Here is a 22,781-nt window from a genome sequence, read left to right on the forward strand (position 1 = left end):
AGAGCCGAGTAGTTCTCGGCTGTAGCGGGCTCGGTCGGGTCGCCGAAGGGCACCCGACCGAGTTTTGTTTTCTGTTTACGGATCCAATGATACCGGCGGGTGCCCGGGAGTAGGGACCCGAGCACCCGCCGACAGTCACAGAACGTGGTTCACCAACCAGACGGAAGCGGCCGTCCTTCGGCAAATCCGGCGGCGGACTGCACGCCCAGAACGGCCTTCTCGTGCAGCTCCTCGAGAGAGCGCGCACCCGCGTACGTGCAGGTACTGCGCACGCCGGAACAGATCTGATCGATCAGGTCCTCGACTCCGGGGCGCTCGGGATCGAGACGCATCCGCGAACTGGAGATGCCTTCCTCGAACAATCCCTTACGGGCGCGATCGAAAGCCGTTTCGGTGGCTGTGCGAGCGGCAACTGCGCGCTTGGAGGCCATACCGAAGCTCTCCTTGTACGCGTTGCCCGCCTGATCGACTTTGAGATCGCCGGGGGACTCGTATGTTCCGGCGAACCACGAGCCGATCATGACGTTCGACGCGCCCGCCGCGAGGGCGAGTGCAACGTCGCGGGGGTGTCGAACGCCGCCGTCGGCCCAGACGTGCTTGCCGAGCTCACGTGCCGCTGCAGCACATTCCGCGACGGCCGAGAACTGCGGGCGTCCGACGCCGGTCATCATGCGAGTCGTGCACATGGCTCCGGGTCCGACGCCGACCTTGACGATGTCCGCGCCTGCGGCGATCAGATCACGGGTTCCCTGTGCGGAGACCACGTTGCCTGCGACCAACGGGACGCCGAGATCGAGCGCCTTGAGGGTGGTGAGTGCATCGATCATTCTCTGCTGGTGACCGTGAGCCGTGTCCACGACGATCACGTCGGCACCGGCGTCGACGAGTGCCTTGGCCTTGGCGCCCACGTCACCGTTCACACCGACCGCCGCAGCGACCCGGAGTGCGCCGCGCTCGTCGACTGCGGGGTCGTAGATGCCGGCACGGATCGCGCCGGTGCGGGTGAGGACGCCGGCAAGAGTCCCGTCTTCGTTGACGATGACCGCCAGCGGATCATGCTTGGTTTCGAGCAGTTCGAAGACCTCACGCGGTGTGGCGGTGACCGGGGCCGTGACGAAGTCGGTGATCGCGACGGTACGGAGGCGAGTGAACCGATCGACATCCGCGCAGGCAGCCTCGGTGACGACACCGAGAGGCTTACCGTCCTCGACCACCACGACCGCGCCGTGAGCGCGCTTGGGAAGCAGCGCCAGCGCATCGGAGACGGCGTCGTCCGGACTCAGCGTGACCGGCGTATCGGCGACGAGGTGGCGACTCTTGACGAACGCCACGGTCTCGGCGACAGCTTCGGTGGGGACGTCCTGCGGAATGATGACCAGTCCGCCGCGGCGGGCGACAGTCTCCGCCATGCGGCGGCCGGCGACTGCGGTCATATTGGCGACCACGACGGGAATGGTCGTTCCGGATCCGTCGGAAGAATTGAGATCGACGTCGAACCGAGAGGTGACCTCGGTCCGGTTAGGGACGAGGAAGACGTCGTCGTAGGTCAGGTCGTATGGGGGGCGTTGCCCTTCGAGGAACTGCACGTTTCACGAGCCTACCGTCGATTCCGCCGTAGCGCCCTCGGTATCGCGCGCTTGTGAGCGGGAGAGGGCGATCGTGGTCATGATCATGACGGCGACGGCGCACCCGATGAGAGCAATTCCGGGACCGTCGACGCGAAGGCGTTCGTCGAGCACTGTCATCCCCAGGAAGATGGCCGCGATCGGCTCGCCGATCGTCAGGGCGGGTAGCGACGCCGACAGCGGCCCGACCTGGAACGCGCGCTGTTGCAGGTAGACCCCGATTGCGCCCGAGGCGATCAGCGCCCACGTCTGCCATGCCGAAATCACCCCGACGACGCCGTGGCCGAGTAGGTCGGTGACGTACTTGGTGAATGCGACGGCGACGCCGTAGAAGATGCCTGCCGCAGAGCCGAGAAGCAGTGCGCGCCAGCCGCCGTCGAGTTTGGACAAGCCGCCGACAGTTGCGGCCACGGCCACTGCGACCGTAATCGTCAGGGGCACAGCCCAATCCGACCATGGAGCATTGCTGTCTCCCTCGGTGGGATCGCCGACGACGAGGAAGATCGCCAAGGAAATCGCGAGCATGATCGCCAGTGACCACGCGGAACGGGTGATGCGGATTCCCGAGAATTTGGCCGAGAGAGGCAGCGCGAACAGCAACGAGGTCACGATCAGCGGCTGCACCACCAACACCGAACCCAACGACAGTGCAACGGCCTGCATGACGTACCCGCCGCCGTCACCGATCAACCCGGCCCACCACCGAGGACTGCGAATCAACGACGCCACCAACGCCTCGCCCTCGGGAACCGCGGACGCCGCCCGTTGCTGAGCGACCGAAGCGCACGCGAAGAGCAGTGCAGCGAGAAGTGCGCAGAGAACCGAGATCAGTGGAAGATCACCCATTCCCTCAGTGTGCGCGCTTGCCCGCCCGATTTCCGGCAGACGGCTTTCCTGCGCCGGGTGCGCCGCGACGCGGGGTCAAGCCCTTGGACGCCAGACGCTCCGAACGGGTCGGGACCGGAGTGCCGTCCGCACGGATCTTCTTCACACTCTTCGGATCGGTGACGCGCCGCGAGGAGGCGGCGCGCTTGTCGCCGTCCTTCTTCATCCGGCCTCCGGCAGCGGTCCGGCCTGCAGTGTCGTGTTCCTGACGGCCACGCTTGGCGGTGTGCTTGACGGCAACCGTCGTATCGGGAGCCTCGACCGGAATTCCCGTCGGCTCCATCGCACCGGTGATGCGCGTGAGTTCAAGATCGTCAGGACGAACCCGCACACCGTGAACCTTGATGCCTGCCTGCTTGGTCAACTTCTCGACCGAATCACGTTCTTCGTCGGTGACGATGGTGACGACGACGCCTGATTCCCCGGCGCGTGCCGTCCGGCCGGCCCGGTGCAGGTAGTCCTTCGCCTCGGCCGGGGGATCGACGTGAACGACGAGCGTCACGTCGTCGACGTGGATTCCGCGCGCGGCGACATCGGTGGCGACCAGGACCGGTGTTGTCCCGTCGGAGAACGACGCGAGGGTCTTGGTCCGATTGTTCTGCGTCTTGCCGCCGTGCAGAGCCCCGGCCGAGACGCCGATCAAATGCAGTTGCTGCGCAAGACGATCCACACCGTGCTTGGTCTTGACGAACATGATGGTCCGCCCCGCGCGCGAAGCGATATGTGCGACAACGGATCTCTTGTCGTCGCGGTCGACGAAAAGCAGGTGATGCTCCATGGTCGAGACGGTCGCAACCGGGGGAGCAGTCGAGTGCGACGCCGGATTGCGCAGGTAACCCGCGACCAGATCGTCGACCTTGCCGTCGAGTGTCGCCGAAAAGAGAAGACGCTGACCGTCTTTCGGAGTCGTGTCGAGAATCTTCGCAACCTCGTCGATGAAACCCATGTCTGCCATGTGGTCGGCTTCGTCGATGGTCGTGATCACGACGTCGTCGAGAATCACCGACTTCTGGTCGAGTAGGTCGAGTAGGCGCCCGGGGGTCGCAATCAGCAGATCGACGCCGCGGGCAAGGATGTCGGCCTGACGCTTGATCGGAACGCCCCCGACCGCATTTGCCACACGCAAACCGATCTCGGTAGCGGCGTCGTCGAGTGCCTTGTGGATCTGGATCGCCAGCTCACGGGTGGGAGCGAGCACCAAACCGCGCGGACGATTCCGCTTGCTCGCCCCACCCTTGAGGCGCACCAGCATCGGAAGCCCGAAGGCCAGAGTCTTTCCGGAACCCGTCGCACCGCGCCCGAGTACATCCCGACCGGCAAGAACATCGGGGATGGTTGCCGACTGAATGGGGAAGGGGGCATCGATGCCGCTTCGGCGCAACGCGTGCACCATCACGGCGGGGATTCCGAGGTCGACGAACGAACGCCCTTCGGTCGAGGTGGGCGAGTCGATCGTCGATTCCTGCATTTGTCCAGGCTACCGGGTATCGGTAGACGCAGATGACCGCATCTACCGATACCCGCTGTGAATCAGGCCTCGATTTCGCTGCGGTCACCGCTCCACAGTGTGTGGAACTTGCCCGGCTTGTCGATGCGCTCGTAGGTGTGCGCGCCGAAGAAGTCGCGCTGACCCTGAGTCAGGGCGGCCGGCAGACGCTCCGCGCGGAGACCGTCGTAGTACGACAGCGAGGACGCGAACGCAGGTACCGGAATGCCGAGCATCGTCGCGGTGGCGACCACGCGGCGCCAGCTGTCGATGCCTGCCTCGATGGCCTCGCGGAAGTACGGCGCCAGAATCAAGCTCGGCAGGCTCGGATCCGCGTCGAACGCGTCCTTGATGCGGTTGAGGAACTGCGCACGGATGATGCAGCCACCGCGCCAGATCGTCGCCAGGTCGGCAGGCTTGAGGTTCCAGTCGTACTCGGCGCTGCCGGCAGCGATCTGATCGAAGCCCTGCGCGTACGCCACGATCTTCGACGCGTACAGCGCGGCCTGGATGTCGGCGGCAAACTGCTCGGCGTCAGCAGGCTTGTCGCCGAGAGAGCCGGCAGCCAGACCCTGCGCCTGAGCTGCGGCGCGCTGATTGCGGCTACCGGAGAGTGCGCGAGCAAATACGGCCTCGGCGATGCCGGTGACCGGCACGCCCAGATCCAGAGCAGACTTGACCGTCCAGCGGCCCGTTCCCTTCTGCTCGGCAGCGTCGACGATGACGTCGACCAACGGCTTGCCCGTCTCGGCGTCGACCTGGCGGAGCACCTCGGCGGTGATCTCGATCAGGTAGGACTCGAGGGTGCCCTTGTTCCACTCGGTGAAGACGTCGGCAACCTGACCGGCGTCGTAGCCCAGAGCGTCGCGGAAGAGGTTGTACGCCTCGCCGATGAGCTGCATGTCGGCGTACTCGATGCCGTTGTGCACCATCTTGACGAAGTGACCGCTGCCGTCGGGGCCGATGTGCGTGCAGCACGGGGTGCCGTCGACGTGAGCGGAGATGGACTCGAGAAGCGGGCCGAGAGCCTCGTAGGACTCCTTCGGGCCGCCCGGCATGATCGACGGACCGTTGAGTGCGCCTTCTTCGCCACCGGAGATACCGGCGCCGACGAAGTGCAGTCCGCGGGCGCGGATCGCCGCTTCACGACGGATCGTGTCGGTGTAGAGCGAGTTGCCACCGTCGATGATGATGTCGCCGGGCTCCATGGCGTTTGCGAGCTCTTCGATGACAGCATCGGTCGGGGCGCCGGCCTTGACCATGATCAGGACGCGTCGCGGCTTCTGAAGTGCGGCAACAAACTCCTCGACGGTCTCGGTGCGCACGAAATCGCCCTCGGAACCATGCTCGGCGATCAGGGCATCGGTCTTCGCGATGCTGCGGTTGTGCAGGGCAACGGTGTGACCGTGGCGGGCGAAATTGCGGGCAATATTCGAACCCATGACGGCCAGGCCGGTGACGCCGATCTGAGCTCGGGGTGATTCGGTGCTAGTGGTTGACATGCTTACAGCTTTCCCTCTCGGTCCGCGGCTGTGAAATCCTGCGCTGTGCGCAGCCGAAAACGGTGCGGCCGCGACGCGCGTGAACATCAGACCGTGCATACAAAACACGGATGCAGATCACTTTAATTGCAGTGACCTGCATCCGTCTCGATACAGCTTCCGGCACAGCCGGAAGGTTCTCAGTGTTCAGTTGTCGAGCCGCAGCTCAGCGCAGGTATTACCGCTGATCGCGCTTCGGGCCGTCGAATCCGTCATAGCTACGACGGTCGGTGCGGCTGCGGAAGCCGCCACCGCTGGTCGAGGCTGCACGGTTGTCGCCGCCTTCGCGGTTTCCCTGGTATCCGCCGGAGGAGCGGTTGCCCTGGTAGCCGGTCGAGGGGCGGCTGTCGCGGTCTCCGTAGGACGGACGGCTGTCGCGGTTGCCCTGGTAACCACCGCTGGAGCGATCACCCTGGTATCCGCCGGACGAACGGTTGCCCTGGTATCCGCCGCGGCTCTCGCCGTCACGGCTTCCCTGGTATCCGCCCGACGAGCGGTTGCCCTGGTAACCCGTCGACGGGCGGCTGTCGCGGTCTCCGTAGGACGGACGGCTGTCACGGTTGCCCTGGTAACCACCGCTGGAGCGATCACCCTGGTATCCGCCGGACGAACGGTTGCCCTGGTATCCGCCGCGGCTCTCGCCGTCGCGGTTGCCCTGGTAGCCACCCGAAGAGCGGTTTCCTTGGTATCCGGTCGAGGGGCGGCTGTCGCGGTTGCCCTGGTAACCACCACTGGAGCGATCACCCTGATATCCGCCGCGGCTCTCGCCGTCGCGGTTGCCCTGGTAGCCACCCGAAGAACGATTGCCCTGGTATCCACCGGACGAGCGGTTGCCCTGGTAGCCGCCACGGCTTCCACCACGATCACCGAAGGAACGCTCGCCACGAGAAGAGCTCTCGCGCAACGGTTCTCCGGTCGGCTTCTTGGCACCGGTGATGCGAGCAAGTTCAGCAGAACCCGGGGTGACGGCAACGGCTGCGGCATTGACGCCGGCCATACCGGTCAGACGCTTGAACTGACGCTTCTGGTTGGGCAGCACGATGGCGACAACGGTGCCCTTCTCGCCGGCGCGAGCGGTACGACCAGCGCGGTGCAGGTAGTCCTTGTGGTCGGCCGGGGGATCGACGTGAACGACGAGGTCGATGCCGTCGACGTGGATGCCGCGTGCTGCGACGTCCGTTGCGACGAGGACCGGGGTGCGGCCGTTCTTGAAACGCTCGAGGACGCGGGTGCGCTGGTTCTGTGCCTTGCCGCCGTGAAGCGACTCGGCAGCGATGCCGACTGCGCGGAGGCGGTCGGTGATTCCCTCGCAACCGAGCTTGGTGCGGGCGAACATGATGGTGCGTCCGTCGCGGGCACCGATCTCGGCGAGAACGGAATCCTTCTGTCCACGATCGACGAGGAGAACGTAGTGCTCCATCGTGTCGACGCTTGCGCGGCCGTCTTCGGTGGAGTGGGTGACGTGGTTGGCCAGGAACTGACGAACCAGCGACTGGACCTCACGGTCGAGGGTTGCCGAGAACAGCAGACGCTGTCCGTCTGCGGGGGTCTCACCGAGGATCGAGCGAACCTCGGGCAGGAAGCCCATGTCCGCCATCTGATCGGCTTCGTCGAGTGCGGTGATTTCCACCGAGTCGAGGATGCAGGTGCCCTGACGCAGGTGGTCGCCGAGACGACCCGGCGTTGCGACGAGGACGTCTACGCCGCGGCGAAGCTGATCGACCTGCTTGGCGAACGGCGTTCCACCGACAGCGGGGCGAACCGTGAGTCCGAGTGCTCCGGCGTAGGAGTTGAGGGAGTCGACCACCTGGAAAGCAAGCTCACGGGTGGGGACGAGCACGAGTGCGCGGGGACGCTTGGCGGCCGGGCGATCTTCGTGGCGTGAGAGGCGGGTCAGCATCGGCAGGCCGAAGGCGAGGGTCTTGCCCGATCCGGTCTGTGCGCGGCCGAGAACGTTGGTTCCGGCGAGCGCGTCCGGGATGGACTGCGCCTGGATGGGGGACGGGACGGTGATGGAGTTGCGCGCCAATGCGGCAACAAGCTGCTCGGGCAGGCCGATCTCGGCGAAGGTGATACCCGGCTCGGTGGCGACTGCTTCTTCGGCAGCGGGGGTGTTGACGGTGGGGTCTTCGATGTTCTCGGAAGACGACATTTGGACAGCGTTGGTCACGCGGAAACCTCTCCGGACTACGGGCACGTCGCGGAGCGGAAGAAGCCATGCTGAAATACACGACACAGTTCGCAAAGGGACGAGCCAGGGCACATGTCACCTGGCAATCCGAACGCATACTGCGGGGAATTGGGCTGTGTGCCGTTATATGTTGACGGACCACGATGGTGGCCGTGATCCACTCTACGCCACCGGGGACACCGAAGTCAGGTAGCCCCGCCTGTGACCTGCACTACTGCACGGGGTTACGCAGGTCAAGACTCAGTATGCGTTGAAAAGCAGTCGAAGTTCGGTGAGCCAGGGCACAGCAACCGCAACCGTGGGAACAACGAGAATCGCGACCGCCCCGAGATACGCAAAAACTGCGATGCGGGGATCTGCGTCGTCGGCCGAGAGGCGTTGCACCCGGATGAGCGTCGACGGCCCGCCCGCTGCCATTGCCCCGCGGGGTGCCGTCGATCCGGCACACGCGACAAGCGCCCGCGCGAGGGGAGTGGGACCGGTAGCCCTCACGGCTGAATCGTCGGCGAGCAACTCCACCAGGAGTTGTACCGATCCGAGCGCCGACTTGCTACGGACGAAGCGGGGGAACGCGTGATTGACGGCCGTGAAAGCCTCGAGGACCAGATCGTGACGAGCTCGCAGGTGGGAACGCTCGTGCGTCAGGATGGCTTTGACCTCGGCATGATCGAGGTTCTGCAGAGTGCCTTGACTGAGAACCACGCGTTGACGCAGACCTGGCAGGCAGTACGCGATCGGTTCGTCGACGTCCAGTACGCGCAGATCGGGTGTGCGTTCCACCGACGCAGGCATGGCGCAGTCGTCGAGAAGGTCCACCAACACACGGTGACGTGCACGGCGACGTCGGGTTCTCACAGCGACCTGGATGATCGAGAAGATCAGCTTCGCGCCGATCAGGAGCGTCAGGGCAAAAACAACCACGTACAGAATCCACAGCGGGAGCCCAAGTGCATCGATTTCGGCGGTCGGGGCCGTCGTCGGCCTACCGTCAGCGCCGGGAACGAGCAGCTGGCTGGCAATGGCCAGCCCCGAGCTGAATGCCGACAACACCGCAGCAATTGCGACGGCTTGCCACAGAACCAACGCCGCGCGTGGAGCGCGGTAAGGCCACGTGGAGCGGCTCAGGAGTGCGGGAACCGGACCGGCCAGCAACAAGGCAAGCAGTCCGAAAACCAGTGCAGTAGTGGCGTTCATGTCCTACACATCATGCACGACGAAATCAGTTCGGCCTAGAAATTCCGGGCTGCGCAGCCTTTTTCGCGGACTCGCGCACCTCGAGGGCAGCGAGCGCTTCGCGGAGAGCATCGGCTTCGTCAGCATTGACCTGTCCCACGAAGTGGACGAGCGCCGCAGCGCGACCGCCGGACTCCGGAGCCTGGGCCAGAGCGTCGACCATCAGGCTCGCGACCAACTCTTCGCGCTTGTTGACGGGAAGATAGCGATGTGCGCGATCGTCACGCTGCTGAATCACCAGATGCTTCTTCGCCAGGCGCTGCAGAACGGTCATCACCGTCGTGTACGCCAATTCGCGATGCGTCGCGAGTGCTTCATGCACCTGTCGCACAGTTTGCGGTTCCGATGTGGACCACAAATGATCCATCACCGCGCGTTCGAGTTCACCTAGACCTGCCATTCTTCGATTCTACGGACTTCCACGACGAAATACGTACTACTGGTAGTAGTAACCACCTCGGTGGGGGTGTGGTATTGGCCATAGTGATCTGCGTGACGGTTACGGTGGTGTGAGACGACGGAATTCCCGACAATGACGATGCCCGATAATTGCAAGCCAAACAGTCGATCCGCAGAAAGTAGCCGCACGTAGATGACGATCGACAGTTCGCCGGGCACCGAAGAATCGACATCACGGGCGCGGGTAGTCACGCAGAAAGCTGCCGGCATCATCCGTTTCGGCATTCGCGACGCACCGTTGACGGTCGTTCTACTTCTCACCATGTGGATCGTGGGTGCCGCAACCGGCAGCCTCGTTCACGGACCGTCCCGCGATCTCGAGCACACGATCGGTGCCGGCATGGGCTCGATCCAGCACGGCCGCATCTGGACTCCGCTCACGTCGGTGCTGTGGGCAGGAAACCTGCTCGGGTACCTCGGCGCGACCGTGCTCCTGATCGCAGTCGCCGCACCCCTCGAACGCCGAATGGGAACGATCAAGCTTGCGATCGCCGGCGCAAGCACTCAAATCTTGGGAGTCCTGCTCGGGCTCGGCTGGGCGTCGTTTGCGAAGGTGTTCGATTCCAGTTGGGGATTCCGCCTCCACGTGGGCTCCGCGGTCGGAGCCAGTGCATGGATCGTCGGCGCTGCGATGGCCGCCAGCTCGAACATGGGCACCCTGTGGCGCCGTCGCATTCGCGTCGGAACTTTGGCGTTGACGATCACTTTGGCCTTGTTCAGTGGTCAGCTGCAAGACGTCATCCGATTCTTTGCCGCTGTGGTGGGTTTGGTGATCGGACAGTGGATCGTCGGACGATCGGCGCGCGGTGAGCGCATTGCCGGGACACAGCGAGAGGGTCGCGTCCTGGTCGCCATCGTCGTCGCGGCGAGTGCGATCGGCCCGATGATCGCCGCATTGTCCCCGCAGGCGGTCGGCCCACTCGCGGTCCTCCGTGACCTCTTCCGCGGAGTTCCCTGGACTGTCGCCGAGGTTCGAGAACTGTGCGAGGAGTCGTCGTCGGATCCGGACTGCCGACGAGGACTCCTCGAGCTCAGACTCTCCGGTATCGGCCCGACTCTGCTCTCGCTGATGCCGTCGATCTTCGTTCTCGTGTTGAGTGACGGGCTCCGTCGTGGCCGCAGATTCGCCTGGATTGCGACAGTGTGTGCTCAGGTCGTCCTACTCGTCCTCTCGATCGGGAACTTCGTCATCAGGTTCGTCGACGCCGTCGACAGTGACAGCTTGTTCTACGGAATCAGCGATCCGAACGTGTACCGAACTCTGGTGCCGTTCCTGACACCGCTCTTCGTACTGATCCTGCTGATCGCGACACGTCGATACTTCGACGTCGCGGCCCCGGCCAAGACATACCGACGTCTCGGTGCTGCGATCGTGACCTTGCTCGCGGTCCTCGCCGTGATCTACGTCGGCGGCGGAATGCTCGCCAGGCACGGGTTCGATCGCGAGCCCACCGTAACGATGTTGCTCGCGGACTTCCCTCAGCGCCTTGTACCGCCCGTGTACCTGCAGTTGATCGATCCGCGTCTGCTTCCCGTGGACATCGAGTCGACGTTGCTCTTCGAGTGGACCGGCGTCGTGTTCTGGGGCGTCGCCGCCGTGTTGGTGTTCGTGAGTTTCCTCAAGCCGGTCAAGACCGCCGATCCCAAAGCCGCCGAACGAGCGCGATCCATGTTGATCGCCGGTACCGGCAGCCCCTTGTCCTGGATGACGACGTGGAAGGGAAACACATACTGGTTCAGCGCGGACGGTTCGAGTTACGTCGCGTATCGCGTCATCGCCGGTGTTGCTCTCACAACCGGTGATCCGGTCGGTCCTCCAGATCGCATGCGCACGGCGATCGAGGAGTTTGCCGAGTTCGCGTCGTCGAACGGTTGGATTCCCTGCTTCTATTCAGTGACCGACGACGCCCGAAGCATCACTGATTCCATGGGCTGGAGCGGCCTGCAGGTCGCCGAGGAAACCGTGCTCGACCTCGGACAGGTCGCGTTCACAGGAAAGCGGTTCCAGGATGTGCGAACAGCACTGAACCGGGCGAAGAAGTCCGGGATCACGGCCGAGTGGATTTCCTTCCCTCATGCACCCCTCGCGATCAAGGATCAGATAGTTGCGATCTCGGAGGAATGGGTGGCGGACAAGGGGATGCCCGAGATGGGATTCACCCTCGGCGGACTCGACGAGGTCGACGACGAACAAGTGCGGTGCCTGATCGCCGTCGACGAGGATCGCACCGTGCACGGTGTCACGTCGTGGCTACCGGTGTACCGCGACGGCAAAGTCGTCGGGTGGACACTCGACTTCATGAGGCGACGCTCCGAAGGATTCCGTCCCGCGATGGAGTTCCTCATCGCCTCCGCTGCACTGAAATTGGAGGAGGAGGGCGTCGAGTTCCTCAGTCTGTCCGGTGCACCGTTGGCAACAATCGCCGGTGATTCCGAGAGGAATGCGAACGAACCGGAGGCCACGACTTTCTCGGCGATGATGGACAGCGTGCTCGACCTACTCGGTCGCACCCTGGAACCGGTGTACGGATTTCGTTCGCTGTTGGCCTTCAAATCGAAGTTCCAGCCTCGGTACGTGCCGATGCACATGACCTTCGCCGATCCAGCCGCGTTGCCGAGCATCGGGAACGCGGTCGGACGGGCGTACCTGCCAACCGTGACGATCGGTCAAGGATTCAAACTTGTTCGGACGATTCTGGGTCGCTGATTCGCGATCGTCACGCAGGCTTTGCCGGCCCGCCGACGGCGCCGAACACGTGCCGGGTTCCGATCGGAACGATCAGCGGCCGATCCGAGACGGGATCGTCGATGACCGCAGCTTCGAGACCGAACACCTCGAGCAGAAGTTCCGCGGAAATGATGTCCTTGGGGACACCAGAAGCGACGACGGCGCCGTCGCGCATCACGATCAGATGATCGCTGTATCTGACCGCGAGATTGAGGTCGTGCAGCACCATCACCACGGTGCGCCCCATTTCCTCGTGGAGTTGATCCACCAGGTCGAGGACTTCCATCGAGTGCGCGAGGTCCAGATAGGTAGTCGGTTCGTCGAGAAGCAGAATGTCGGTTCCCTGGGCGAGAGCCATCGAGATCCAGGCCCGCTGGCGCTGACCGCCGGACAATTGATCGACGGGTCGATCGGCGAGATCCGAGACACCGGTCAGCTCCAGCGCTTCGGCGACCTCGCCCTCGTCGTCCGCGGACCACTGCCTGATCCACGACTGGTGCGGGTGGCGCCCACGTGAGACCAGATCGGCGACCGTGAGTCCTTCGGGCGCAACCGGAGTCTGGGGGAGCATTCCGAGCACCCGTGCGACTTCCTTGGTCTTCATCGAACTGATCGCCTTGCCGTCCAGGACGACCGATCCGCCCTTGGGCTTGAGCAGACGACCGAGCGCACGCAGGAGCGTCGACTTGCCGCAGCCGTTGGGGCCGATGACCGTCGTGATCACGCCGGTAGGGATCTCGAGATCGAGTCCGTCGACGATGATGCGGTCCCCGTACCCGAGCGTCAGGTTCTTGGCGACGAGACGCGAAGGAGTATCGGTGGACTGGGCGATGGTGGTCATGCTGTGACCTTCCGATTGTTACGAACCAACAGGTAGAGCAGGAACGGACCACCAAGTGCGGAAGTCACGATTCCGACGGGGAGTTCCACAGGCAGAATTGTTCGAGCGATGACGTCGCTGCCGACCACCAGTACAGCACCGGTCAGCGCGGACGCCACGATGGGCGGGCCGGCAGAGCGCACCAGACGCATGGCGACCTGTGGCGCAGCCAGGGCGACAAAGCCGACCGGACCTGCTGCGGCGGTTGCGATGGCGGCCAGCGCCACGGCGGAGAGCAACAGTTTGGCCTGCGATGACTGCAAGCGAACACCGAGAGAGGTGGCGTTGTCGTCGCCCAACCGCAGCGCTCCCATGGTGAACGATGCGATCACCGCGTAGCCGCCGACTACCGCGACAGCGATGGCTACCGGCCACATCTGATTCCAGGTGGCACCGTTGAGCGAACCGTTGAGCCACACCTGTGCGCGGGAAGCATCGTTGATGTCCGCCGAGATGAGAAGCCATCCCGTCGCTGCCACGAGCATGGCGTTGATGCCGATGCCGATCAGGATGAGGCGGAACCCCTCGACGCCTTTTCGCCATGCGAGGGCGTAGATCACCACTGCTGTCAGTAGGCCGCCGCAGAGTGCAGCCAACGGAATCCCCAGTGTGGCAAGCAGTCCCACGAACGACCCGCCACCGCCGAGCACGATGAGAGCAACCGCGGCAGCACTCGATCCGGCCGTGATTCCGAGGATGTCGGGGCTGGCGAGGGCGTTGCGAGCGATCGTCTGGGTGACCGCACCGGCAATGCCGAGTGCCATGCCGATGAAGAGTGCGGTGAGCGATCGAGGAAGTCGGAGATCGAAGACGATCAGGTTCTGTGTCTTGCTTCCATTACCGAGCAGGACGGAAATGACATCGGGGATCGAGATCGGATAGTCGCCGCGTCCGATGTTGATGCAGAGCAGAAGGAAGAGTGCGACCGCGAGCGCAATGCACACCGACACCGCGAGTGGACGGTAGACCAGCGAGAATCCACCGATACGAATCGACTTACGTGAGGGGACGGTCCGGGGGAGTACCCGGAGTTCTTGCTTGAGCGTCACAGACTTGCCAACTTTCTGCGGCGTACGAGAGCGATGAAGAACGGGGCGCCGAACAGGGCCAGGATGATTCCGACCTGCAACTCGCCGGGGCGCACGACTACGCGACCGATGATGTCCGCGGTGATCAGCATGACCGCACCGAGCAAGCCCGCGTACGGGACCAGCCAGCGGTAGTCGGGTCCGGTGATGGCCCGGGCCACGTGGGGGACCACCAATCCGATGAACGCGATAGGTCCACACGCTGCGGTCGCGGCGCCGGTCAGCAGGGTGATCGCGATGATGCCGAGTGTGCGACTGAACGCGATGTTCGTTCCCAACGCTTTTGCGACGTCTTCACCCAGGCTGAGGACATTGAGACCAGGCGTACTCGCCAGGGCGATGACCAAACCGAGTATCAGGAAGGGGAGGACCTGCCAGAGAACGTCGAACCCGCGACCGGACACCGACCCGACTACCCAGAAACGGTAGGCGTCCAGACTGGTCTGGTCGAGGATGATCACGGCATTGGTCATGGCTTGCAGGAAGAACGCGACGGCTGCGCCCGCCAGAGCCAAACTCAGAGGACTCGCGCCGCCGTTTCCGATGGAGGACAAGCCGAAGACGACGATGCTGGCGACGAACGATCCTGCAAACGCGAACCAGAGGTACTGACTCGGGGCGGTGAAGCCGAAGAGATAGATCGCCATGACTACGAAGAAAGCCGCGCCGGCGTTGAGGCCGAGTAGTCCGGCATCTGCCAACGGGTTACGCGTGTGTCCCTGAATCAGGGCGCCGGCGATACCGAGTGCGATGCCGACGACAAGACCCAGGATGGTCCGCGGAGCGCGCAATGTTCGCACGATGATGTCCGTCTGGGTGCCGTCCGAACTGAAGATGGCGTGGAAGATCTCGGCAAACGTCAGCGGACGTGCGCCCACCGCGATGCTCGCGAGCATGACGAGCGCGAGAAGAACCGTGAGCACCGCGAGACCGATCAGCCGGCGTCGACGAGTTGCCCCGACGCTGTTGTCGCGCGCGAGTTCCTCGAACCCTTCTTCGCGCGCCGTGCTTTCACGGACCACCTCGATACCGGTTCGATCGAACGGCCTGCGCAGAGCCCGGCGAACACCGATGGGCTGCTTTGTCTTCGCGTCACGCGTGACCAGACCTACCCATCCCTTTCCCGAGGTCCGGCCTGTGGCACCTTCGCGGAATCCCAGGTTCCACACGAGGAGACCAACGGCAATGGCTATTGCCGTCCCACCGAACACTGCGCGGTCGGCTTCGCCGCCACCGTTCTCGTCTCGGAGCGACTGAACGACGTACCAGCCGACGAGCAACGGAAGCAGGAACACCCCCGCGTCGAAAATCCCAGCTAGAACACGCATTCGGACAGGAGCCGGGCCGCGCGGCACTATGCGCCGTCCGTACGTCTCGCTGGGTCCTCGGGGATGTCCGTTCCCGAGCGGTTTGATCATCGTCACTGGCGGTTCGAGCTCCTGGTCTTTGTGCGCAGGGAATTCGCATCTTAGGTTACGGAACCCTATGTGGGTGTGCTCCCTGCGGGGCAAGTTCCTGTGAATATGCGGTGCCCACCGTCACAGTTCTTTACTCTTGAATTATGGTGAGGCTAACCTACATTAAGAACCACAAGACAACTTCGGCCGATTGGAGTGCACGGTGACAATCACCTTGACCACCCAGCATGCGGATGTTCGTGAATTCGAACTCCGGTCGAACGCATTGAGCCGCACCAGCGTTCGCCTACGAGCACTCAACCCTGACTACCCGCGCGTCTACGCGGTTGCCGCCATGTCAGGTGAAGGCAAACGGCGTTGGTGGCAGTTGAGTGAAGGCTTGTGCGGGGATCGGGTGCATCAGATGTTCGCCCGCTCGCTCCAGGATCTCGACAGTGCCGAAGCTGCGGCGATACAGGTCGCAACATCACTGATTCACGCTGTGGTCGGCAGGGTTGCCGCATCGATCGTCTCGGAAGGTGCCGCTTGGGATCCAGGCCTCGAGAACCTGTTCATCCACATGGACAGCGACGGCGGTATCGACTGGGCCGGGGTGATCGACGAAACTCTGCGAGTTGCGCCGAACGGACGGGAGTCCGGCAGTGACGGCGTCGTCGACATGCCGTGCGAAGAAGCGCTCCTCGTCTGGACCGCGCACCGTTGCCTGACCTCGCTACGGGCGATCTACGACGCCGTCTCCAGGTGTGCGCCCGTCGACCAGTTCAGATTCTGGGGCTTGGTAGGGGAGTCGATCCTGGGTGCAGCGGCATATGTCCCCATCTTGGCCGGCGGGGGCGAATCAGCCGCTCAGCGCCGCGGGCAGGGGCTGCTGGACGCTTTTGTCGCCGCCGGACTGCCCGTGCGTGCACGCCGCAAGGTCTCGCTGCGTCCTCGTTGGAACCAGTTCGACGAAGGGCTTGCTAAATTAGGTCAGCCTTGCCTATGATTGTGGAACAACGCGCGGAGAGCTACACCCCGCGAGAGTGACGAAACTGCCGGACCGCGCCGGAGTCCTGAGGGCTGCAGAGACTCCCGGTCCTTCCCACGGCGGGTTTCACATCGAATGATGTGAAACCCGCCGGTTCTTTTTCCAGACCTGATTCCAAGCTCGAGTTACCTCTCGTGTAATCAGGTAGGGAGTGGCAGCCACACCGGCGCCAGAGAATCACAGATGGAGATGGCATGGTCGACACTGCTGAGACCGCAGAGATGATGAAACGGCTCGGAACGGGCTTCGACGCCACCATCGGCCTGGAATACACCGAACTGAGCCCAGATCGCGTGCGGGCGCAATGGACCGTCAAGCCCACGCTGCACCAGCCCGCCGGGATTCAGCACGGGGGTGTGTACTGCTCGGTCGTGGAGTCACTCGCCAGCGTCGGTGGCACCGTGTGGCTGGGTGAGCGAGGACACGTGGTCGGAGTCAACAACAACACCGACTTCCTGCGCGCAACGCGGGAGGGCACTCTCACCGCTGAAGCCACCCCGATTCATCGCGGACGCACCCAGCAACTCTGGGAAGTTCGCATCACCGACGAGAACGACCGACTCGTTTCCAAGGGACAGGTTCGCCTCGCGAACATCACCGAGGTGGCGAAGATCGGAAACTGACAACACGGCAGTCGATCGAATGACGGAGGGCGGCTGTGGAGTTGAACTCCACAACCGCCCTCCGCCGGTCACTCAGGTGTTGATCAGCCGGCGGCCTTCTGCTGCTTGCCGGCAGCCTTCTTGGCTTCGCCATTCGAAGCGCTGCCGGACTCCGTCGCCTCCTTGTTCTTCTTCTCCAACTCGCCCATCGCGTTTCGCGCGAAGACCTGCTGCTCGGTGGACGCCATCTGAGCACGGCCACGCCCGAAGAACGTCACCGCCCACGACAAAAGCGTCGAGGCACGGGAACGGAATCCGACGAGGTAGAGGAGGTGAATTGCCAGCCAGGCAACCCACCCGATGAAGCCGCTGATCTCGAGCTTGCCCACCTTGGCTACCGCGCTGAAGCGCGAGATCGTTGCCATACTGCCCTTGTCGAAGTACTTGAACGGAACTCGTTCCGACGGGGACTTGCCGTCCAGTGACGCTTTGATCTGCTTGGCCGCGTACTTGCCACCCTGCATGGCAACCTGAGCCAATCCGGGCAGCTTGTCGAGCGACATCATGTCGCCGATGACAAAGACGTTGGGGTGCCCGGGCAGAGACAAGTCGGGATTGACCATGACGCGGCCGGCGCGGTCGGTTTCTCCGCCGCTCTGTTCTGCGAGCTGCTTGCCGAGGGGGCTGGCCTGCACGCCGGCGGACCACACCTTGCACTGCGACTCGATACGGCGAAGCGTGCCGTCCTTCTCCTTGATGATCAGACCGTCGTTGTCCACGTCGGTGACCATCGCGTCGAGCTGGATCTCGACGCCGAGCTTCTCGAGCGTCTCGGCAGCCTTGCGGCTGAGCTTCCCGCCGTACACGGGCAACACGGCAGGGGCGCCGTCGAGGAGCACGACGCGCGCTTCACGAGGATCGATCTTGCGGAACGCGCCGTCCAGCGTTCGACGGGAAAGCTCGGCGATCTGCCCGGCCAACTCCACGCCGGTGGGGCCGGCGCCGACAACGACGAAGGTGAGCAAGCGCGCACGCTCGGCGGGATCGTCCGACAGTTCGGCCTGTTCGAAGGCCCCAAGGATTCGTCCGCGCAGTTCGAGGGCGTCGTCGATCGTTTTCATTCCGGGGGCGAACTCCGCGAACTGGTCGTTGCCGAAGTACGACTGACCGGCACCGGCTGCCACGATCAGACTGTCGAACGGCGTAACAGTGACGCGTTCGAGCAGGCGCGAGGTCACGGTCTGATTCTCGAGATCAATGGTCTCGACCTCACCGAGCAGTACCTGTGCGTTCTTCTGCTTGCGCAGCACCAGTCTCGTGGCGGGAGCGATGTCACCGACCGAGAGGATGCCGGTCGCAACCTGATAGAGGAGCGGCTGAAACAGATGGTGGGTTGTACGCGCGATCATCGTGATGTCGGCATCGGCTTTTTTGAGAGCCTGAGTGCCGAACAATCCTCCGAAGCCGGAACCGATCACCACTACGCGGTGGCGGTGCGGTTCAACCGACTGGATGCTCATTCCGTACTCCTCGAGTTCTAGGCGACAGTCCTACGGTAGTCCCACCGCGGCCGAGCTTCTCTGCGAGCAGTCCGACGCGCGCCGGTGTGTCCGAATCGATCAAGCGGCCTCGAGGGTGATCACTCCCGAGGTGATCGGCTTGGCCGGACCCCGGGGTGATCACCACTTTGTCGAGGTGTCAGCTACTGGCGGACGGACAAGATGAACAGTGCGATGCACCCGCCGACGAAAACCAGGATCGACAGGGCCACCGAGGCATACCCGACACCCACTCCAATTGCTGCCCAGTCCATGTGCCCAACCTCTCTTACGGTGTAATCCGGGATTCAGATCACATCTGCCTAGAGACATCACACCTCATCCGTCCCAACTTTCGAAACCCGGCACGCCCAACCGTTGACATGCAAGTAAATGCTTGCATATTGTGAAGTTGTGAACGACCGGATGAATGCAGCCTTCAAAGCACTGGCCGATCCCACACGAAGGCTTCTCCTGGACCGCTTGTTCGTAGCCAACGGTCAGTCGCTCGGCGAGCTGTGCGACAGCCTCGACATGAGTCGGCAAGCTGTCACTCAACACCTCACCATGCTCGAGGACGCCAATCTGATCAGCACGGTCCGACAGGGGAGGGCGAAGCTTCACTATCTCAATCCCGTTGCGCTCGAGGAGATTCGAGAGCGGTGGATCAACAAGTTCGAGGTACCGCGCCTTCATGCGCTCAGTACCGTCAAAAAAATCGCGGAGGAAGCCATGACCGACAAGCCCAGTTTTGTGTACGTCACCTACATTGCGAGCACGGCGGACAACGTCTGGAAAGCGCTCACCGACGCACAGGCCACCGCAGAGTATTGGGGACACAGCAACGTCTCCGACTGGCAGCCGGGATCGACCTGGGAGCACCGCCGGATCGACGGTTCGAACATTGCCGATGTAGTCGGCACCGTAGTCGAGAGCAACCCTCCGTCGAGGTTGGTCACCACCTGGGCTGATCCGAACGGCGAACCGGGCGTCGACATCTCTCGGGTGAGTTTCGACATCGAAGCCTTCGGCGCGATCGTGCGACTGACCGTCAAGCACACCGATTTGGCGGACGAATCGGCTCGCATGGAGGTGGCCGGTGGATGGTCGGCGGTGTTGTCGAACCTCAAGTCCTACCTCGAAACCGGAAGCACTCTTCCGGTGGCACCGTGGGAGATGCCGGCCGGCTGACGGTGATGGAGCAGGACAAACGTGCTCCCTGTACTGGAGGGAATTGTCGTACTCCCGTCCGAATTGCCGGCCCAGTCCGGTCTCAACTTCGCATAAGAACCAAATTTCGGCGGGTTCAGTCTGTAAAGTTGCCGGAAGGATGCTAGCGTTTTGCCCGACATCGAGTGAGGACGACCTCGTCTCGGACGCATGGGAGAAACACTATGGGCGGCGACGCTTTTCAGAATGTTCCTGTTGATCGACGCAAGTTCGTCAAGACAGTTCTAGCAGCCTCGGCGGTAACTGTGCCTGTCGTGACGTCGATCAGCCTCGGTGGTGCGGCTCCGGCCTTCGCAGCCGGTGACACGCCGAATCTCTCCGGAGCGCCAAGTCGTGGCCAGCAGAATCCGAATCGACCAGGCGGTGAACAACCCGGCGGGAATCAGCCCGGTGGTAACACTCCGGGAGGGAATCAGCCGGGCGGAAACGAGCCGGGCAATCCCGGATCATCGGGAAGTTCGGGATCGTCAGGCAGTTCGGGTAGTTCCGGCAGTTCGGGATCGTCTGGAAGTTCCACAGGTTCCGGATCAACCGGTAGCTCTTCAGGTTCGGGTGGAACGACGACGGCTAAGCCGACCGGGCCGACTGTGCCGACGGAGCCGACCGTCCCGACCGTCCCGACCGTACCGACAGTGCCGACCACTCGCACCGAGCCGACCTTCCCGACCCCTCCGACTCAGCCGACGAATCCCACGGAACCTACGTAGCCGACACGACGCGACTGGTTCCGAGGGGGAACACCGACGATGACAGAGTTCGACGTCGCGCTACACCGCGCTCTGAAGAAGTTTCAGAGCGCGGGGTCGGTTCAGGTGAAGGAGACTCCTCCGCACCGAGAATCGGCCGATCTGACTGTCGCGATCGCGACCTACGACGATTTCGACGGCGCGTACTTCACGATCCACTCGATCTTGGTCCATCATCGCGAGGTTCTGGACAGAGTCGAATTCGTCTTGTTGGACAACAACCCCGAGGGGTTGCCGGCGCCGATGCTCGAATCGTTTGCGGGGTATATCGATCGGTTCCGCTACGTTCCGTTCACCGACGTTCGATCGACTGCGGTGCGGGACGTCCTGTTCCGCAAGGCAACAGGAAAGTACGTCCTGGTCCTCGACTCCCACGTGATCTTGGCACCGGGATCGTTGTCGGCGTTGCTGGCGTATTTCGATGCAAATCCGGAAACCGACGATCTGATCCAGGGACCGATGCTCTCCCAGGATTCCTCGCACATCGCGGCCACCCACATGGACCCCAAGTGGCGCAACGGGATGTTCGGCTCGTGGGGAGTTGATTCGCGCGCGAAGCAGCATCCGGACGTGCCTTTCGAGATCGTCATGCAGGGCCTCGGCTCATTTGCCTGCAGGCGTGAGGCGTGGCCGGGATTGAACTCACACTTCACCGGATTCGGAGGTGAAGAGGGATACATCCACGAGAAGTTCCGGATCAACGGCGGCAAGGTCGTCTGCCTTCCGGCTTTCGGTTGGCACCATCGGTTCGAGCGCCCGGCGGGTGTCCCGTATCGAATAAACTGGGAAGATCGTGTTCACAACTACCTGCTCGGTTGGACTGAGGTCGGTTGGGACATCGATTCACTCCATCGTCAGTTCTCCGAATACCTCGGTGATTCGTATCCCGAGATCCGTCTCCGTGCGGAGCTGAGCGTCCAGAGACCCGAGTTGGCCTTTGGTGGAGTGATCGTTCTCGGCGACGACCGCCGAGTCGCTCCGTGGCGTTCATGCCTGGCGGAGGCCGAGTCGATCGAACTGACCGTTCAGCGTGCCATTCCGTCGCAGGACGACGCTCCGGATGTGTGGAGGACTGCGTCTGCGTTCGTCGCCGGAATCGACAAGGCCATTCTGTTGGCCTGGAAATCGGTAGTTTTTCTGGACGAGGCTCGCGTGATCGAACCCGCAGTTATGTACAAGCTACGGAACATCGTCGACGACCTCCCCGCCGAAGCCGATACGGCTGTCATCCACGCACACGGCGAAGATCTGGTCGGAGCTGCACTGATTGTTCGCGCGGCGACATACGGAACTTTGCGAGACGAACTCTCACGAAGGATCAACGGACCCGTGCCGTCCGACTTCTCACTGGCGGCTTATCTGCTCGAGCGAGGCGCAGTCGACGTTGTGCTCGATCGCCCACTGTCGCCTGTCCGAGTAGGGGGAGAACCCAACCCCGTTGTCGAGGATTCTCAGTCGGACCTCGGTGTTGCCGTCGTGAATCTCGATCTTGACATCGACAGATGGAAAGCGTCCTGGCATAGATTCATTCGCTTACCGCGCGTAACAGCGGTGGAAAGAGTGTCGGCTTTCGAGGACGCGATGAATCAGGACGCGGCCTTCACCGTCTCGTGGCGTCGTGCGCTCGCTCGGGCGACTGAGAAGGGCTGGGATTCGGTCCTCATCGCTGCTGACGACGTCAGTTTGCTGGATGCCGCCGCATCGATCCTTGGCCATGCCCGCGAAGAGTTGGATCACGGCGATTGGGATGTCGTCCACCTCGGACACGACCCGAAATCGAGGGACGGAGCTCTGCTCGACGGTTCGGCACTCTTGCGCACCAGTCCTGAGAACCGTGGAGTCCACGCCGTTCTCGTACATTCGCGCGCCTTCGAGCGAATTCTCGATGAGATTGCGGATCCGGAGTCAGATCCCGAAGCATTCGGACAATGGGCGGGTCACTACCGAACTCTGGGCGACTACCTGGTGGATGCGAGTGCCGGGGGAGCGCTCACGTGCCTGACGCTGTCGCCCGGCATCGCCTCCACACGCAGCCTGATTCGTTCGGGCGCAATCGAATCCGAATACTCACGACGCTTCGCACTGTGAGACCACCACCAAAACG

General features: G+C 63.1%; 17 protein-coding genes. 5 read left to right on the forward strand and 12 right to left on the reverse strand.

All coding sequences use genetic code 11. The annotated features are described in order from the left end of the window. Positions 1 to 149: 149 nt before the first annotated feature. The 7 genes from ACVZUB_RS14985 to ACVZUB_RS15015 form a co-directional block, all read right to left on the reverse strand. Complete coding sequence (locus ACVZUB_RS14985; RefSeq protein WP_020969620.1) at positions 150 to 1,586, reverse strand: GuaB1 family IMP dehydrogenase-related protein; 1,437 nt, start codon at positions 1,584 to 1,586, stop codon at positions 150 to 152. A gap of 3 nt (positions 1,587 to 1,589) precedes the next feature. Further along, a complete protein-coding gene (locus tag ACVZUB_RS14990; RefSeq protein ID WP_003944968.1) occupies positions 1,590 to 2,471 on the reverse strand; it encodes a DMT family transporter in 882 nt (293 codons plus the stop codon). A gap of 4 nt (positions 2,472 to 2,475) precedes the next feature. After that, complete coding sequence (locus ACVZUB_RS14995) at positions 2,476 to 3,978, reverse strand: DEAD/DEAH box helicase (protein WP_276116939.1); 1,503 nt, start codon at positions 3,976 to 3,978, stop codon at positions 2,476 to 2,478. Positions 3,979 to 4,040: 62 nt separating this feature from the next. Next, positions 4,041 to 5,498: an NADP-dependent phosphogluconate dehydrogenase gene (gene gndA / locus ACVZUB_RS15000; protein WP_007730904.1), complete on the reverse strand. Its 1,458-nt coding sequence runs from the start codon at positions 5,496 to 5,498 to the stop codon at positions 4,041 to 4,043. A gap of 217 nt (positions 5,499 to 5,715) precedes the next feature. Further along, positions 5,716 to 7,707 carry a DEAD/DEAH box helicase gene (locus ACVZUB_RS15005; RefSeq protein ID WP_475845868.1) on the reverse strand — a complete coding sequence of 664 codons (1,992 nt, stop codon included), beginning with the start codon at positions 7,705 to 7,707 and terminating at the stop codon, positions 5,716 to 5,718. 261 nt (positions 7,708 to 7,968) lie between these two features. Next, positions 7,969 to 8,922: a M56 family metallopeptidase gene (locus tag ACVZUB_RS15010; RefSeq protein WP_003944922.1), complete on the reverse strand. Its 954-nt coding sequence runs from the start codon at positions 8,920 to 8,922 to the stop codon at positions 7,969 to 7,971. 25 nt (positions 8,923 to 8,947) lie between these two features. Next, on the reverse strand, positions 8,948 to 9,361 hold the full coding sequence (locus tag ACVZUB_RS15015) for a BlaI/MecI/CopY family transcriptional regulator (protein WP_003944876.1): 414 nt from the start codon (positions 9,359 to 9,361) through the stop codon (positions 8,948 to 8,950). A 192-nt stretch (positions 9,362 to 9,553) separates the two neighbouring features. Between ACVZUB_RS15015 and ACVZUB_RS15020 the strand changes: the two genes are divergently transcribed. Beyond that, on the forward strand, positions 9,554 to 12,127 hold the full coding sequence (locus ACVZUB_RS15020) for a bifunctional lysylphosphatidylglycerol flippase/synthetase MprF (protein ID WP_042450926.1): 2,574 nt from the start codon (positions 9,554 to 9,556) through the stop codon (positions 12,125 to 12,127). 10 nt (positions 12,128 to 12,137) lie between these two features. Here the strand turns inward: ACVZUB_RS15020 and ACVZUB_RS15025 are convergent, their stop codons facing one another. Genes ACVZUB_RS15025 through ACVZUB_RS15035 form a run of 3 tightly spaced genes read right to left on the reverse strand, consistent with a single transcriptional unit; the run spans position 12,138 to position 15,534 of the window. After that, complete coding sequence (locus tag ACVZUB_RS15025) at positions 12,138 to 12,989, reverse strand: ABC transporter ATP-binding protein (RefSeq protein ID WP_003945031.1); 852 nt, start codon at positions 12,987 to 12,989, stop codon at positions 12,138 to 12,140. Further along, the gene (locus ACVZUB_RS15030; RefSeq protein ID WP_003944960.1) at positions 12,986 to 14,077 is read right to left on the reverse strand and encodes a FecCD family ABC transporter permease; all 1,092 of its coding nucleotides are present in this window, start codon (positions 14,075 to 14,077) and stop codon (positions 12,986 to 12,988) included. Before ACVZUB_RS15030 ends, ACVZUB_RS15025 begins: the two co-directional genes overlap by 4 nt. Continuing rightward, entirely contained in the window at positions 14,074 to 15,534 is a 1,461-nt protein-coding gene (locus ACVZUB_RS15035) for a FecCD family ABC transporter permease (protein ID WP_073512408.1), read from the reverse strand. Before ACVZUB_RS15035 ends, ACVZUB_RS15030 begins: the two co-directional genes overlap by 4 nt. Positions 15,535 to 15,736: 202 nt before the next feature. On the opposite strand from ACVZUB_RS15035, the gene ACVZUB_RS15040 reads away from it, so the two are divergent. Further along, positions 15,737 to 16,519 (forward strand): hypothetical protein, encoded by a 783-nt coding sequence (locus ACVZUB_RS15040; RefSeq protein WP_003944809.1) that lies wholly within the window; start codon positions 15,737 to 15,739, stop codon positions 16,517 to 16,519. A 236-nt stretch (positions 16,520 to 16,755) separates the two neighbouring features. Further along, positions 16,756 to 17,184 (forward strand): PaaI family thioesterase, encoded by a 429-nt coding sequence (locus tag ACVZUB_RS15045; RefSeq protein WP_003945020.1) that lies wholly within the window; start codon positions 16,756 to 16,758, stop codon positions 17,182 to 17,184. 83 nt (positions 17,185 to 17,267) lie between these two features. Here the strand turns inward: ACVZUB_RS15045 and ACVZUB_RS15050 are convergent, their stop codons facing one another. Next, positions 17,268 to 18,683 (reverse strand): NAD(P)/FAD-dependent oxidoreductase, encoded by a 1,416-nt coding sequence (locus tag ACVZUB_RS15050; protein ID WP_003944885.1) that lies wholly within the window; start codon positions 18,681 to 18,683, stop codon positions 17,268 to 17,270. A gap of 411 nt (positions 18,684 to 19,094) precedes the next feature. Here ACVZUB_RS15050 and ACVZUB_RS15055 point away from each other — a divergent pair, with 411 nt between their 5' ends. Continuing rightward, positions 19,095 to 19,892: an ArsR/SmtB family transcription factor gene (locus ACVZUB_RS15055; RefSeq protein WP_482627483.1), complete on the forward strand. Its 798-nt coding sequence runs from the start codon at positions 19,095 to 19,097 to the stop codon at positions 19,890 to 19,892. 451 nt (positions 19,893 to 20,343) lie between these two features. Here the strand turns inward: ACVZUB_RS15055 and ACVZUB_RS15060 are convergent, their stop codons facing one another. Further along, positions 20,344 to 20,580 carry a hypothetical protein gene (locus ACVZUB_RS15060; protein ID WP_482627484.1) on the reverse strand — a complete coding sequence of 79 codons (237 nt, stop codon included), beginning with the start codon at positions 20,578 to 20,580 and terminating at the stop codon, positions 20,344 to 20,346. 97 nt (positions 20,581 to 20,677) lie between these two features. Here ACVZUB_RS15060 and ACVZUB_RS15065 point away from each other — a divergent pair, with 97 nt between their 5' ends. Continuing rightward, positions 20,678 to 22,765, forward strand: coding sequence for a glycosyltransferase (locus tag ACVZUB_RS15065; protein WP_482627485.1), 2,088 nt, complete (start codon positions 20,678 to 20,680; stop codon positions 22,763 to 22,765). Positions 22,766 to 22,781 lie beyond the last annotated feature (16 nt).

This window comes from Rhodococcus sp. OS5 (assembly GCF_056837585.1).

Bases quoted from the DNA above. Each gene is read 5' to 3' on its own strand.
- ACVZUB_RS15065 (WP_482627485.1), top strand. From the start codon at position 20,678: ATGACAGAGTTCGACGTCGCGCTACACCGCGCTCTGAAGAAGTTTCAG.
- ACVZUB_RS15010 (WP_003944922.1), bottom strand. From the start codon at position 8,922: ATGAACGCCACTACTGCACTGGTTTTCGGACTGCTTGCCTTGTTGCTG.
- ACVZUB_RS15015 (WP_003944876.1), bottom strand. From the start codon at position 9,361: ATGGCAGGTCTAGGTGAACTCGAACGCGCGGTGATGGATCATTTGTGG.
- ACVZUB_RS15055 (WP_482627483.1), top strand. From the start codon at position 19,095: ATGCTTGCATATTGTGAAGTTGTGAACGACCGGATGAATGCAGCCTTC.
- ACVZUB_RS15025 (WP_003945031.1), bottom strand. From the start codon at position 12,989: ATGACCACCATCGCCCAGTCCACCGATACTCCTTCGCGTCTCGTCGCC.
- ACVZUB_RS15035 (WP_073512408.1), bottom strand. From the start codon at position 15,534: ATGATCAAACCGCTCGGGAACGGACATCCCCGAGGACCCAGCGAGACG.
- ACVZUB_RS14990 (WP_003944968.1), bottom strand. From the start codon at position 2,471: ATGGGTGATCTTCCACTGATCTCGGTTCTCTGCGCACTTCTCGCTGCA.
- gndA (WP_007730904.1), bottom strand. From the start codon at position 5,498: ATGTCAACCACTAGCACCGAATCACCCCGAGCTCAGATCGGCGTCACC.
- ACVZUB_RS15020 (WP_042450926.1), top strand. From the start codon at position 9,554: ATGACGATCGACAGTTCGCCGGGCACCGAAGAATCGACATCACGGGCG.
- ACVZUB_RS15045 (WP_003945020.1), top strand. From the start codon at position 16,756: ATGGTCGACACTGCTGAGACCGCAGAGATGATGAAACGGCTCGGAACG.
- ACVZUB_RS14995 (WP_276116939.1), bottom strand. From the start codon at position 3,978: ATGCAGGAATCGACGATCGACTCGCCCACCTCGACCGAAGGGCGTTCG.
- ACVZUB_RS15050 (WP_003944885.1), bottom strand. From the start codon at position 18,683: ATGAGCATCCAGTCGGTTGAACCGCACCGCCACCGCGTAGTGGTGATC.